Genomic DNA, 14,570 nt, shown 5'->3' on the forward strand with positions numbered 1-14,570 from the left:
CCACTTGGTTCAAAGGAGAAGCATGCGCATTGGAATGGCAATCAATTACGCCGACGGATTCCGCGAGACGGTCGCGGAGATTTCGGCACTCGAACGGGCCGGCCTCGACGTCATTTCGGTGCCTGAGGCCTACTCGTTCGATGCAGTGAGCCAGCTCGGTTTCATCGCTGGCCAGACGAGCACTATTTCGATCGCATCCGGCATTCTGCAGATCTACACGCGCACACCGACGCTCACCGCGATGACTGCCGCGGGGCTCGACTACGTGTCTGATGGCCGGTTCATCCTGGGCATCGGTGCATCCGGCCCGCAGGTCATTGAGGGTTTTCACGGTGTTCGCTACGACGCGCCGGTGTCACGCACCCGCGAAATCATCGAGATCTGCCGGACGGTCTGGCGCCGCGAAAAGGTGGAGTACCAGGGAAAGCACTACACGATCCCGCTCCCGGCAGACAAGGGAACTGGCCTGGGCAAGCCACTGAAGCTGATCAACCACCCCGTGCGCGAGCGTATCCCGGTCGTCGTTGCTGCGCTCGGCCCGCGCAGTGTTGCGCAGACCGCTGAGATCGCCGAGGGCTGGCAGCCGATCTTCTTCCACCCGGAGCGCGCCGCATCGGTGTGGGGCGAGGCACTGGCCGAGGGAGCCGCGAAGCGGGATCCGTCGCTCGGAGCTCTTGAGGTCTACGCCAGTCCCGTCGTGCAAATCGGTAGCGATGCCGAGAAGTACATCCCTGCGCTCAAACCACACCTCGCGCTCTACATCGGCGGGATGGGCGCCAAGGGCAAGAACTTCTACAACGACCTCGTGCGTGACTACGGCTACGAGGCTGAAGCTGAGCAGATCCAGGAACTGTATCTGGCAGGCCAAAAAGACGAGGCTGCCGCAGCGGTGCCCGACGAACTGGTGCGAGCCATTTCGCTCATCGGAACCGAGGACGAAGTCGCACAGCGACTCGCGGCATTCGATGCTGCAGGCGTGACAACGCTCAGTGTGTCCACTGCCGCCCCTGACCCCGGTGAGCGCGTGCGTCAGGTAACGGTGCTGCGTGGCCTGGTCGACAACCTGCGCGGCTAGGGCTTCAGCCCTTCGCTTCGCATAACTCCTGCGGGTTTGCGGCCGAGGGAGATTCCGAGCCCGCACTTGCGGGGAACTCGGGCGCGGCGGCGGCGTTCTGCAGGAGTTATGCAACCGCAGCGCAGGGAATGCGGGATCTCGAGGCAGGGTGGCGGCCGATGGGGCGCATAGTCGACCCCGCAGGGCGTGGTGCCCGAGGATTAATTGTGTAGTCGGTATGGTTTTAGGAGTCAGGTTTCCTCGCTGCATGAGTACGGAGGCACGGTGTCGGTTCGAAGCAAGCTGCTGGCTATTCTCACTATCGGTCCGGCTTACGGATTCCAACTGCACACCGAACTGCAGTCACGCACGGGCCAGCGCCGCAGCACCAATGTCGGACAGATCTACTCGACGCTTGAGCGCGCGATCGACCAGGGAGCCGTGCGCTCAGCAGGACTCACGCCAGACGGCCTTCCGCTGTACGCACTGACTGATCTCGGCCGCACCGAAGCCATCCAGTGGCTGACCAGCACGACGAGCGGCGTCGGCGACGAGTGGGATGACATGCTCGACCGCGTTCTGCTGTCGTCGTCGATCCCCGGCAGCAATGTCGCAACGCTGATCGCCGACTATCGCACGTACTGGCACGGCCGGGTTGAGGCGCTCACCCCTGGCAAGGGGGCCACTCAGGATGCGCGCACAGACGGACTGCCGGATCCAGACGGCCAGCGCTTGCTGGCCCAGGCAGGTGCCCAGGTATCCGCGTCCGCCGCTCTCGAGTGGCTCGCCCAGGCCGAGACGATGCTCACTGCCACCGGTCTCACCTCGTTCCGGCGGGGGCTCAGCCAAACACGGCCACGTCGAGGACGACGTCCTGCAGCGACGAAGCCGTCTGTGACGACGTAGGCACGTCGCGTCTGGTCACTTCGCGTCGGCGTAACTCTCGACCGTGGCGACGGTCAACAGAAAATCGACAGGGAACTCGCCGAATAGGAGGCGACCCGCCTCGGTGGCTGCGTCGACTATGATCTGCTGCACCTGCGGGGCAAGCGCCGCTGGCGTGTGCACCACGACCTCGTCATGCAGGAAGAACACGAGGTGCGGCGACTGGCTGAACGGTGACTGTGACGGATCACGGTCGGCTCCACCAGCGCCACCGGCATCCAGCTTCTGCAGCGCCTTGCGGATCTGGGCCATCCAGCAGAGCGCCCACTCGGCAGCACTCCCCTGCACAACGAAGTTGCGCGTGAAGCGACCCCACTCCCGCGCCTGGCTGCGCGCCATCCGTTCGTCGGCGCTCGATGCCTCCGGTGCATAGGCGTATGCCTGCGCCCTGAGCCAATCCTCGCTGGGACGGGGTGACGACCGGCCGAGCCTCGTGGTCACGACACCGCCGCGCTCACCGACCCTGGCTGCGGCCTCCGTGAGTTCGAGTGCGCGTGGATATGCCCTCGCCAGCTTGGGCAGTAGCCGGCCGCTCTCACCTGACGTCGCGCCGTACATTGCGCCGAGCATCGCGACCTTGGCGTGGTCGCGCGTCTCGACGACGCCGCTCGCCACGATTCCCGCATAGAGATCAGTGCCTCGCCCGGCGTCGGCCATCGCAAGGTCGGTGGAGAGCGCGGCGAGGATGCGCGGCTCAAGTTGCGAGGCATCGGCAACGACGAACGTCCAACCGTCGTCGGCCGTCACTGCACGGCGCACCTGCTTGGGAAGCTGGAGCGCACCGCCGCCCTTGGTCGCCCAGCGCCCCGTCACCACGCCACCCGGCACGTAGTCGGGGTGGAAGCGGCCGTTGACGATCCACGTGTCCATCCAGTACCAACCGTTGGCACTCAGCAGCCGTGAGAGCTTCTTGTACTCGAGTAATGGAACGAGGGCGGGGTGTGAGTGCTCTTTCAACTCCCAGGCCCGTGTGGACCGCACCGGGAGCCCGGCACGTTTCAACGCACGCAACACCTCGGTCTGCGAATCGGGGTTGAGGGTCGGGTTGTCAAGCAGCGAGCGGATGCGAGCGGCCAGCGCCTCCAGTTTGGCCGGGCGCGTACCGTAAGCCACCCGGGGGCCAAGCTCAGAGGTGAGCAACGCATCGTGGATGTCGGTACGCCAGGGCAGCCCGGCGAACTGCATCTCGGCGGCGATGAGCGCACCGGCAGACTCAGCCGCGAGGAGCAGCCTCAACCTGCCCGTCTCTGCCGAGCTCAGCAGTGCCTGTTGTTGCCGCTGGAACTCGACACGACTGTCTGTGCTGTCGGCATCGCCATCGGCATCCGCTGACGAAGTGTCGGGTTCGGCCGCGAAATCGAACAGGGTATCCCCCGTCGGGACTGCCGGTACGTGTGCCACCGCTGCCTCATCCCAGCGGTGAGGTCCCGACTGTGACAACGGGCTCTCGGCGGTAAATGCCGAATTGCAGAGAATGACGTGGCTGAGTCGAAGGTCGTGGCAGCGCTCGACCCGAATGCCGGCGCGGAGCAGCTCTGGATACCAGGCAGCGGTGTCATCCCACACCCAGCGGGGCGAGGCACTCTCGCGCGCCCTGACGTACTGCGCAAAATTGACTGCCGGCAATTCGAACGTCGGGGTTGCTGGAGATCCGGTGGCGTCGAGTTCGGTGATGAGGATGACGCCCCCGCTCCTACCTACCACAATATGCACGAGTCCATTCTCCCGCGCCCCACAGACATCGCAGCATCAGGGCCTAGCGACCTCACCGACCCGGGGATAGCTTGGAATCATGACGCCGGCTGACGAGCACGAGTCCGCACCATCCACACCGGAAGCAACCCACGAGAATCGTGCGGTGCACACCAAGACCACGTCGCTTAACGAGCACGCACGAGTCATGCACCAGGCGACCAATTCGCAGGGAGGGCGCGATCCGATGGCTACCAACGGGCCAGGGCATGATCAGTCTGGCGGCCCCAATCAGAGCCACGACCCCGCCCACATGACAATGACCGGGCACGACAGCCACCGCGGCCACGGTCAGATGGCCATGGCTGATCACTCAGGTCACCCCGGCAATGCGGGTCATAGCGGTCACGCCGGCCACGTCGCCCAGTTCAGGCGCCTGTTCTGGATCATGCTCGTCATCGCCGTGCCCGTTGTCGGATTCAGCCCGATGTTCGCGATGATCCTCGGCTACACGGTGCCATCGACGCCAGGGGCCGAGTGGATCTCCCCCGTGCTCGGTACCGTGATGTACGTCTGGGGCGGTCGCCCATTCCTGAGCGGTGCTGCCACAGAGCTTCGGGCGCGCAAGCCCGGCATGATGCTGCTCATTGCCCTGGCGATCACTGTCGCCTTCCTGGCCTCGTGGGGCGCCAGCCTCGGCATCCTCGACCACGAGCTCGACTTCTGGTGGGAGCTCGCGCTCCTGATCGTGATCATGCTGCTGGGGCACTGGATCGAAATGCGTTCGCTTGCCCAAACGTCGACAGCGCTTGAGTCACTTGCGGCTCTGCTGCCCGATATCGCCGAACGAGTTAGCGGTGACAGCGTCGAACAAGTCTCGCCATCTGAGCTGAAGGTCGGCGATACCGTTGTCGTTCGGCCAGGCGCGCGAATCCCCGCTGACGGCATCGTGGTGAGCGGCACAGCGGATGTCGATGAATCGATGATCACCGGAGAATCGAAGCCGGTCGGCCGGGGTCCAGGCGACCATGTCGTCGCCGGGACCGTCGCGACAGATTCAGGACTCCGCGTGCAGGTCAACGCGATCGGTGACGACACAGCACTGGCCGGGATCCAGAAGCTCGTGGCAGAGGCACAGGCTTCGAGCTCCCACGCACAGCGACTGGCTGATCGTGCGGCCGGATGGTTGTTCTGGTTCGCTCTCGGGTCTGCTGCACTGACGGCACTCATCTGGACAGCAATCGGCCAGCCGGATGATGCCGTCGTGCGCACCATCACCGTGCTCGTGATCGCCTGCCCGCACGCACTCGGCCTGGCGATTCCCCTGGTGGTCTCCATCGCCACCGAACGTGCGGCGAGCGCAGGCATCCTGATCAAGGATCGCCTGGCCCTGGAAAGCATGCGCACTGTGACAACGGTCATCTTCGATAAGACAGGCACTCTGACCACCGGTCACCCCGCTCTGGCGGGCATCAAGCTCTATGCGGATGTCACCGAGCCGGAGCTACTGGGACTGGCCGCCCGTATCGAGGCAGACAGTGAGCATCCGCTTGCCCGTGCGATCGTGTCAGCCGCCAGTGATCGCGGCCTGGACACCAGCTCGGCCTCAGAGTTCACCGCTTCAGTCGCCGTCGGCGTCAGCGGAACCGTTGACGGGCGCACTGTCAGCGTCGGTGGACCCCGACTGCTCGCCCAGCACGACCTGCCGACCCCTGAAGATCTCGACGCCTGGGCCGCCGATGGCGCGACGATCCTCTACGTCGTCAGGGACGGCTCGCTTCTCGGCTCCCTCGCCCTCAGCGACCAGGTTCGCCCCGAATCGTTCAGTGCGGTCGAGGCGTTGCACGCGCGCGGCATCCAGGTTGTCATGATCACCGGCGATGCCGAGCCCGTTGCGCAGTTCGTCGGGTCTGAGCTGAACATCGACAGGGTTTATGCCGGGGTCAGGCCAGAAGACAAGGCTGCCCGCATCATCGAACTGCAGAAGGAAGGCCGCACCGTCGCCATGGTCGGTGACGGTGTGAACGATGCCCCCGCTCTCACCCAGGCGGATGTCGGCATTGCCATCGGCGCAGGCACCGACGTGGCCATCGCCTCGGCCGGCGTCATCCTCGCCAGTGACAACCCGATGTCGGTACTGTCGGTCATCGACCTCTCCAGCGCCACCTATCGCAAGATGAAGCAGAACCTGTGGTGGGCCGCCGGCTACAACCTCATCTCTGTCCCCCTCGCTGCGGGCATACTGGCGCCGATCGGCTTTGTGCTTCCGATGGCCGTCGGCGCACTCCTGATGTCGGCATCCACGGTGGTTGTCGCGCTGAACGCCCAGCTACTGCGTCGTCTCGACCTCACACCCGCCCCCACGCATAACTACCGTTAGGTTTCCTCGCGCACCCGTTAGGAAACCGTTAGGGGCGGCGATCCGGCACTGACGCGGGTATCTAATCGTTTTCTGCACCCTCGGTGGTGCACGCGCGCCGACCGGCGCCTGCGTTCTGAAGCGGCTGGAGTTATCTGTGCTCGATATTGTCTATGTGCTCGGCGTGATCGCCGTCTTTGCACTCGTCGCCCTGGTGGCCAAGGGGGTGCTGAAGCTGTGATCTTCTTCAACATCCTGGCTGCAGTTCTCGGTGTCGCCGCTGTCGCGTACCTCGTGTATGCCCTCGTGAAGCCTGAGCGATTCTGATGAGCGCATGGGCAGTTGTCGCTCAAGCCGCGACTCTGGTGCTGATCCTGGCACTGGTCTATCGTCCCCTGGGCGACTACATGGCACACATCTACACGTCCCCCAGACACCTGAAGTTCGAGCGCGGCCTGTACCGGCTCATCGGGGTGGATGCCAACCGGGAGCAGACCTGGCAGGCCTACCTGCGCGGGGTTCTCGCGTTCTCCGTCGTCGGTGTGCTGATGGTCTACCTCCTGCAGCGAGCGCAGGCCATCCTGCCGTACTCACTCGGGTTCCCTGCTGTACCAGAGGGTCTGTCCTTCAACACGGCGGCGTCATTCGTGACCAACACCAACTGGCAGTCATACTCCCCTGACACGACGCTGGGCTACTCGGTGCAGATCCTCGGTCTTGCCGTGCAGAACTTCGTCTCGGCAGCCGTCGGTATCGCTGTGGCCGTCGCCCTGGTTCGCGGGTTCGCCCGCCGCAACTCCGGCACGATCGGTAACTTCTGGGTTGACCTGACCCGTGGCGTGTTCCGTCTGCTGCTTCCCCTGTCGATCATCGGTGCAGTCATACTCATCGCCGGCGGAGTCATCCAGAACTTCAACGGATTCAGCACTGTCGACACCCTGAGCGGCGCAACCCAGAGCATTCCAGGTGGCCCCGTCGCCTCCCAGGAGGTGATCAAGCTGCTCGGTACCAACGGTGGTGGCTTCTTTAACGCCAACTCGTCGCATCCGTTCGAGAACCCGACAGCCTGGACCAACCTGTTCGAGATCGTTTTGATGCTCGTCATCCCGTTCAGCTTGCCGCGCACCTTCGGCACCATGGTCGGCGACAAGAAGCAGGGTTACGCGATCCTCGCTGCGATGGCATCAATCTTCGTGATCTCCCTCACCGCACTCACCCTGCTCGAGACGTTTGCCACCGGCAACGCGCCCTCAGCAGCGGGTGCAGCGATGGAAGGCAAGGAGACCAGGTTCGGTATCGCCGGCTCGACGCTGTTCGCTACGACAAGCACGCTCACCTCGACCGGTGCAGTCAACTCGATGCACGACTCGTTCACCGCAGTCGGCGGAATGCTTCCCATGCTCAACATGATGCTCGGTGAGGTTGCTCCCGGTGGTGTCGGCTCTGGCCTCTACGGGATGCTGATGCTCGCCATCATCGCGGTGTTCATCGCCGGCCTCCTCGTCGGGCGCACCCCGGAATACCTGGGCAAGAAGATCGGCCCGAAGGAGATCAAGCTCGCCAGCCTCTACATCCTCGTGGTGCCGACGCTTGTCCTGGCCGGCACAGCGCTGAGCTTCGCCATTCCAGGCATCAAGGACGACGTGCAGAACACGTCGATTTGGAACGCAGGCAACCACGGCCTGTCCGAGGTGCTGTACGCCTTCACGTCGGCAGCGAACAACAACGGTTCGGCCTTCGCCGGCCTCACCGCAAACACCCCGTGGCTGAATACCGCACTCGGCGTGACCATGCTGCTCGGCCGATTCGTGCCGATCGTGTTCGTGCTGGCTCTGGCCGGAACCCTTGCGGCTCAGGGCGCGACCCCGTCGACGGCCGGCACGCTGCCGACTCACCGCCCGCAGTTCATCGGGCTCCTGGTCGGCGTCACCGTCATCATCACAGCGCTCACCTACTTTCCCGTGCTCACGCTCGGACCTCTTGCAGAAGGGCTGCAGTAACCGCCATGCCAACACTCACAACTCCCGACCTGAAACCGGGACATCACTCGCCGGAGTCCGAGACGGGCTCCACCGGCACGCGTCGCCGGGGATCCTTCAGCTCCGATCAGCTGCTTCCTGCCATCACCGGTGCATTCGTCAAGCTCGACCCGCGACGGATGTGGCGCACTCCCGTCATGTTCATCGTCGAGATTGGCGCTGCGCTCACCACTGTGCTGGCGCTCGCGGGGCCATTCATCGGCCCAGGTGAATCCATTGCGTTCACCTGGGCGATCTCGATCTGGCTGTGGCTCACCGTGCTCTTCGCTAACTTTGCTGAGGCAATCGCAGAGGGTCGGGGCAAAGCGCAGGCCGACAGCCTGCGCAAGACTCGCACGAGCACCCTGGCAACCCGGGTGTCCAACTACGACGCCACAGCGGATGCCGGTGCAGCGCGAGCACAGTTCGACAGCGTCTCCTCGGCCGAACTGACTCGTGATGATGTCGTCGTCGTTGTGGCCGGTGAGCTGATCCCCGGTGACGGAGACATCGTCTGGGGAATCGCATCCGTCGACGAGTCGGCGATCACCGGAGAGTCAGCCCCCGTCATCCGTGAGTCTGGCGGAGACCGCAGTGCCGTCACCGGTGGCACCCGGGTACTCTCCGACCGGATCGTTGTACGCATCACCAGCAAGCCAGGTGAGACGTTCGTCGATCGGATGATCGCCCTGGTCGAAGGCGCGTCCCGCCAGAAGACACCCAACGAGATCGCCCTGAATATCCTGCTGGCAAGTTTGTCGATCGTGTTCGTCGTCGTCGCTCTCACGCTCAACCCCATCGCCGGGTATGTGGATGCGGCCGTCAGCGTTCCGGTACGTGTCGCCCTGCTCGTCTGCCTGATCCCGACGACGATCGGCGCCCTGTTGTCGGCCATTGGCATCGCCGGCATGGACCGGCTGGTGCAGCGCAATGTGCTAGCCCTCTCCGGCCGTGCAGTCGAGGCGGCGGGTGACGTGACCACCCTGTTGCTCGACAAGACGGGCACCATCACGTACGGCAACCGCCGTGCAGCCGAGTTCACTCCGATGCCCGGCGTTGCAATGCCCGAACTGATCACCGCTGCAGCCAGGGCATCCCTGGCCGACCCCACCCCTGAAGGCAAATCGATCGTCGATCTGGCCACCGGGTTCGGCTTCTTGTTCACCGAAGCTGACACCCGTCGCTCCGAGGTCGTGCCGTTCACCGCACAGACCCGCATGAGCGGTATCAACGATCCTGACGGCAGTCAGGTGCGCAAGGGTGCCGGATCGGCGATCATTGCCTGGGTCAGGGAGACCGATACCCTCTCCGCGGCGGATCTTGCCGAGCTGGATGCGCGTGTCGAGGTGATCTCGAAGGCCGGCGGCACCCCGCTTGTCGTCGCGGCCACCTCTCACCTCGGTGAAGCCCGAATACTGGGCGTCGTCTACCTCAAGGACATCGTCAAGGAAGGCATCGCGGAGCGCTTTGCCGAGCTGCGGGCGATGGGCATCCGCACAGTCATGGTCACCGGTGACAACCCACTGACGGCCAAGGCGATCGCGGCGGAAGCCGGCGTCGATGACTTCCTGGCTGAGGCCACCCCTGAAGACAAGCTCGCGCTCATCAAACGGGAACAGGCAGGCGGCAATCTCGTCGCCATGACCGGTGACGGCACGAACGACGCTCCGGCGCTTGCGCAGGCGGATGTCGGCGTGGCGATGAACACCGGTACTTCGGCAGCCAAAGAGGCCGGCAACATGGTCGACCTCGACTCTGACCCGACGAAGCTCATCGACATCGTGCGAATCGGCAAGCAGTTGCTGATCACCCGCGGAGCGCTCACCACGTTCTCGATCGCCAATGACGTAGCCAAGTACTTCGCGATCATCCCGGCGATGTTCGCGGCTGTGTACCCAGGGCTCGGCCTGCTGAACGTGATGCAGCTGCACTCACCGTCATCAGCCATCCTTTCGGCGGTGATCTTCAACGCACTCATCATCGTCGTCTTGATCCCGCTCGCGCTGAAGGGCGTGTCGTACCGACCGGTCGCAGCCTCGCGCATCCTCAGCCGCAACCTGCTGATCTACGGTCTCGGTGGCGTCATCGCTCCCTTCGTCGGCATCAAGCTCATCGACCTCGTCGTCAGCCTGATCCCCGGAATGTGAGCGAGAGACCGATGACTTCACTTCAGACTCGAGACGGAAAGAATCACTCATGACCACAACATCGCGTGCATCAGTACGCCACTACTGGGTCGCACTCCGGGCGATGGTGGTACTTACTATCATCCTCGGTGTGCTCTACCCGCTGGCCATCACCGGCATCGGGCAGCTCGCCCTGCCCTGGCAGGCCAATGGCTCGCCCGTGACATCCGGTGCCACCACCGTCGGGTCGGCACTCATCGGGCAGTCGTTCTCTGACGCAGACGGCGTGCCACTGCCAGAGTGGTTCCAACCGCGGCCATCGGCAGCCGGCGACGGCTACGACGCTGCGGCATCGAGCGGCTCCAACTGGGGTCCGGAGAATGCCGACCTGCTCACGGCGATCGCCGAGCGCAAGCTGGCCATTGAAGCCGCAGACGGGGTGAGTGCAGACGCGATCCCCGCCGATGCGCTGACGGCATCGTCCTCCGGCCTCGATCCGCACATCTCTCCGGCATATGCGTTGCTCCAGGTGCCGCGGATCGCCGCAGCCCGTTCCCTGCCCGAAAGCACTGTTCACGCTCTGGTCGAGTCTAAGATTCAGGGGCGAGACCTGGGCTACCTCGGTGAGCCGACGGTGAACGTTCTTCGGCTGAACATCGCACTTGCAGAGATGGATCACTAACGCATGAAACGCGGTCGCCTTCGGGTACTGCTCGGAGCGGCTCCGGGCGTGGGCAAGACATACGCCATGCTCGAAGAAGGCCGCCGCCTGCGTGACGAAGGCAAAGACGTGGTCGTGGCGCTCGTGGAAACCCACGGGCGCCGCGCCACTGCGGCAGTACTTGAGGGCTTGGAGACGCTGCCACGCCAAAGCGTTGAGTACCGAGGTACAGTCCTGACCGAACTGGATGTCGACGCGCTCATCGCCCGTCGCCCCCAGATCGCACTCATCGACGAACTCGCGCATTCGAATGCCCCTGGAGTCGAGAACGAAAAACGCTGGCAGGACGTCGACACGATCCTGGCTGCCGGCATCGACGTGATCTCGACGGTGAACATCCAGCACATCGAGTCGCTCAACGACGTGGTGCAGCAGATAACCGGTGCTGTGCAGCGAGAGACGATTCCGGATGCCGTGCTACGTGCAGCCGACCAGATCGAGGTCATCGACCTGGCCCCGCAGTCACTGCGCGATCGACTGGCAGAGGGCAACGTCTATCCGGCCGAACGCATCGACGCTGCACTCTCGAACTACTTCCGTCTCGGTAACCTCACGGCCCTGCGGGAGCTCGCGCTTCTCTGGCTGGCCGATGAGGTCGACAGTGCTCTGAAGGCGTACAGGCACGAGCACGGCATCAGCAACAAGTGGGAAGCCAGGGAACGGGTCGTCGTAGCCCTGACCGGTGGACCAGAGGGCGAGACGCTGTTGCGCCGAGGCGCCCGCATCGCAGCGCGCTCGTCTGGTGGCGAACTCCTCGCCGTGCACGTGACAACCGAAGATGGGCTGCGCTCGCCGCATCCCGGTGCACTGGCCGCCCAACGGGCACTTGTCGAGACCCTCGGCGGCACCTTCCACCAGGTCGTCGGCGACGACGTGCCCCGCTCCCTTGTCGACTTCGCCAAGGCAGCAAACGCCACACAACTCGTGATCGGTGTCAGCCGCCGCAGCCGTTTTCTTGCGGCGCTCACCGGCCCCGGCATCGGCACCTCGGTCATCCGTGAGTCAGGCGACATCGATGTGCACATCGTCACACACTCCGCGGCTGGGGGGAAGTTCCTACTTCCGCGCTTCGGGGGCGCCCTGTCTGCAAAGCGTCGCATCCTGGGCTTTGCCCTTGCCCTGATCGGTGGGCCACTCACCACCTGGGTGCTCGTGCTGTTCCAGAGCGAGGAATCGATCACCTCCGACGTACTGAGCTATCAGCTGCTCGTCGTGCTCGTCGCGCTGGTCGGCGGCATCTGGCCCGCGCTGTTCGCCGCGCTGCTCTCCGGGCTCACTCTCGACTACTTCTTCGTGCAGCCGCTGTACACGATCACCGTTGCAGAGCCGCTCCACCTCTTCGCACTCGGCCTGTACCTGCTGAACGCCCTCCTGGTCAGCTATGTCGTCGACCAGGCGGCCAGGCGAGCCAGGAGCGCTCGCCGCTCCGCCGCAGAGTCCGAATTGCTGGCAACTGTCGCCGGCAGCGTGCTGCGCGGTCAGGATGCCCTGCAGGCGCTCATCACCCGCACACGAGAAGCCTTCAGCCTAAGCGGCGTGCGCTTGCTCGCCGGCGACACCGTGCTCTACACCGACGGTGAGCCGGCCGATGATACCCACGTGACGAGGATGCCGGTCGGAGAGCGCGCCGTGCTCGAGCTGCACGGGCCAGACCTGGCTGCCTCAGAACGCCGACTGCTCGCCGTCCTTGCCACCCAGATCGATGCAGCGCTTGAGCACTCAGATCTGGCCAAAACCGCAGAGGAACTCGGCCCGCTCGAAGAGGCCGACAGGGTGCGGAGCGCTCTCCTTGCCGCGGTGGGACACGACCTGCGCCGCCCACTCAGCGCAGCGACAGCCGCCGTGAGTGGTCTGCGGGCCGATGACGTCGTCCTGAGCGCCCGCGACAGGAGCGAATTGCTCACCACCGCCGCGGAGAGCCTGGATTCGCTCGCCTCCCTCGTCACGAATCTGCTCGATGTGAGCCGACTGCAAGCTGGTGCTCTTGCCGTGAAGATCGATGACGTCGACATTGCCGAGGTCATCCTTCCTGCCCTCGACGAACTCGGCCTTGGCCCGGCAGAGGTGGAGTTCGATCTCGGGGCCGATGTCTCCCCGGTGCGAGCGGATGCCGGGCTGCTCCAACGCGTGCTGGTCAACCTGCTGGCCAACGCCACCCGCTTCTCCCCCGCGGAGACGCGCGTGCGGGTGGCTGTCAGCGAATTCGCCGGTACCGTGCAGATTCGGATCTCTGACCACGGACCCGGTGTCTCTGCCGAGCGACGCGATGAGATCTTCGTGCCGTTCCAGCGCCTCGGCGACACCGACAACCTCACCGGGCTCGGCCTCGGGCTCGCCCTGTCGAAGGGCTTCGTCGAGGGCATGGCCGGTACGCTCGAAGCCGACGACACCCCAGGCGGCGGGCTCACCATGGTTGTCTCCCTGCCGGCGGCCGCCGCACCGACCGAGAACGGGAACCCCGAATGAAAATCCTGATCGCCGATGACGATCCGCAGCTGCTGCGAGCGCTGCGCATCACCCTGGGCGCCAGGGGGTACGAGATCGTCACTGCAGCGGATGGCGTGGGCGCCCTTGATGCGGCAATCGAACACCATCCAGACCTCGTGATGCTCGACCTGGGCATGCCGAACCTCGATGGCATCGCCGTGATCGAAGGCCTGCGCGGCTGGTCGCAGGTACCCGTGCTCGTGGTGTCAGGCAGAACAGGTGCTTCAGACAAGGTCGAGGCCCTCGATGCAGGCGCCGACGACTACGTGACGAAGCCGTTCTCGATTGATGAGTTGCTGGCACGCATCAGGGCGCTCACCCGTCGGGTGGTTCCCGTCGATCAGGAACCAGTGGTGATGCTGGGTGATGTGGCCGTCGATCTGTCGGCAAAGAGCGTTATGCGGACCATCGCCGACAGAACCGAAGCTGTCAGGCTCACTCCCACCGAGTGGCGCATCCTGGAGACGCTGCTGCGCAACCCGGGACGGCTGGTCACCCGTGAGACGCTGCTCACTGAGGTGTGGGGGCCCAATCACACCGGCGACAGCGGCTATCTGCGGCTCTACCTCGGACAACTTCGTAAGAAACTCGAAGCCGATCCGTCGCGCCCCCGCTACTTGCACACCGAAGCCGGCATGGGGTATCGCTTCAGTCCAGGTGCGCCCGAGGGGTCCTAGGCCGAGTCGAGCCGGCGTGGAGCCGCCTTCCACGCACCTCACAGGCGCCTCTACACTCGCGCACGTATCGTGCAGGAGTGGAGTTAGCGCGACTAGTGATGGAGCCGGCGGATGAGTATTCAGCCGATCAATTGGCGATTCTGGCGCAGCTCCAGTTCTCAGACCCTGAGTACGTGATCATCTTCGTCGTGCCTGAGTCGTACGGTGAACGCCCCAACTGGCGAGGCCTCGAACGCCTCGTGATGACCGTCGCCGGCCGTGGCGGCGACCGCTGCGCCCGGCTACCGTTCTCTGAGTGGATCGCCATCCGCAAATGTCACCTCGGCACCGTCGCCGGAATTTTTCTCGACATGAACCTCGTCGAGCGAATCAGGGTCAAGCGGTTACCGACGGACGCCGCCGTCACCGCTGCACTCAGAACCCTGGAGTCAACACTCAGCCGCAACGGCTCGGCGAGTTCGACCGTCTGAAGCACCATCCGCCCACTGCGC

The 14,570-nt window shown here is 64.5% G+C and carries 11 protein-coding genes; 10 read left to right on the top strand and 1 reads right to left on the bottom strand.

Annotated features, from left to right (window positions below; all coding sequences use genetic code 11):
- Positions 1 to 22 precede the first annotated feature (22 nt).
- The gene (locus tag ACMT3I_RS06345; RefSeq protein WP_414803624.1) at positions 23 to 1,075 is read left to right on the top strand and encodes an LLM class F420-dependent oxidoreductase; all 1,053 of its coding nucleotides are present in this window, start codon (positions 23 to 25) and stop codon (positions 1,073 to 1,075) included.
- A gap of 264 nt (positions 1,076 to 1,339) precedes the next feature.
- Positions 1,340 to 1,960 carry a PadR family transcriptional regulator gene (locus tag ACMT3I_RS06350; RefSeq protein WP_414803625.1) on the top strand — a complete coding sequence of 207 codons (621 nt, stop codon included), beginning with the start codon at positions 1,340 to 1,342 and terminating at the stop codon, positions 1,958 to 1,960.
- 15 nt (positions 1,961 to 1,975) lie between these two features.
- Here the strand turns inward: ACMT3I_RS06350 and ACMT3I_RS06355 are convergent, their stop codons facing one another.
- Complete coding sequence (locus tag ACMT3I_RS06355) at positions 1,976 to 3,712, bottom strand: bifunctional 3'-5' exonuclease/DNA polymerase (protein ID WP_414803626.1); 1,737 nt, start codon at positions 3,710 to 3,712, stop codon at positions 1,976 to 1,978.
- Between the two features lie 187 nt (positions 3,713 to 3,899).
- Between ACMT3I_RS06355 and ACMT3I_RS06360 the strand changes: the two genes are divergently transcribed.
- The 8 genes from ACMT3I_RS06360 to ACMT3I_RS06395 all read left to right on the top strand — a co-directional run bounded on the left by ACMT3I_RS06360 (position 3,900) and on the right by ACMT3I_RS06395 (position 14,549).
- Positions 3,900 to 6,071 carry a heavy metal translocating P-type ATPase gene (locus ACMT3I_RS06360; RefSeq protein WP_414804025.1) on the top strand — a complete coding sequence of 724 codons (2,172 nt, stop codon included), beginning with the start codon at positions 3,900 to 3,902 and terminating at the stop codon, positions 6,069 to 6,071.
- Positions 6,072 to 6,287: 216 nt separating this feature from the next.
- Positions 6,288 to 6,377, top strand: a complete 90-nt coding sequence (gene kdpF, locus ACMT3I_RS06365; protein WP_414803627.1) for a K(+)-transporting ATPase subunit F — start codon at positions 6,288 to 6,290, stop codon at positions 6,375 to 6,377.
- Positions 6,377 to 8,050, top strand: coding sequence for a potassium-transporting ATPase subunit KdpA (gene kdpA, locus ACMT3I_RS06370; protein WP_414803628.1), 1,674 nt, complete (start codon positions 6,377 to 6,379; stop codon positions 8,048 to 8,050). The genes kdpF and kdpA overlap by 1 nt, the downstream gene beginning before the upstream one ends.
- Positions 8,051 to 8,055: 5 nt before the next feature.
- Complete coding sequence (gene kdpB, locus ACMT3I_RS06375) at positions 8,056 to 10,215, top strand: potassium-transporting ATPase subunit KdpB (RefSeq protein WP_414803629.1); 2,160 nt, start codon at positions 8,056 to 8,058, stop codon at positions 10,213 to 10,215.
- A 49-nt stretch (positions 10,216 to 10,264) separates the two neighbouring features.
- Positions 10,265 to 10,876 carry a potassium-transporting ATPase subunit KdpC gene (gene kdpC / locus ACMT3I_RS06380; protein ID WP_414803630.1) on the top strand — a complete coding sequence of 204 codons (612 nt, stop codon included), beginning with the start codon at positions 10,265 to 10,267 and terminating at the stop codon, positions 10,874 to 10,876.
- 3 nt (positions 10,877 to 10,879) lie between these two features.
- Positions 10,880 to 13,381, top strand: coding sequence for a DUF4118 domain-containing protein (locus tag ACMT3I_RS06385; protein ID WP_414803631.1), 2,502 nt, complete (start codon positions 10,880 to 10,882; stop codon positions 13,379 to 13,381).
- Positions 13,378 to 14,079 (top strand): response regulator, encoded by a 702-nt coding sequence (locus tag ACMT3I_RS06390; RefSeq protein ID WP_414803632.1) that lies wholly within the window; start codon positions 13,378 to 13,380, stop codon positions 14,077 to 14,079. The genes ACMT3I_RS06385 and ACMT3I_RS06390 overlap by 4 nt, the downstream gene beginning before the upstream one ends.
- A 77-nt stretch (positions 14,080 to 14,156) precedes the next feature.
- A complete protein-coding gene (locus tag ACMT3I_RS06395) occupies positions 14,157 to 14,549 on the top strand; it encodes a hypothetical protein (RefSeq protein ID WP_414803633.1) in 393 nt (130 codons plus the stop codon).
- The last annotated feature ends 21 nt before the right edge of the window (positions 14,550 to 14,570 follow it).

Origin of the sequence: Leifsonia sp. A12D58 (assembly GCF_047530025.1) — a bacterium.
Lineage (GTDB): Bacteria > Actinomycetota > Actinomycetes > Actinomycetales > Microbacteriaceae > Cryobacterium.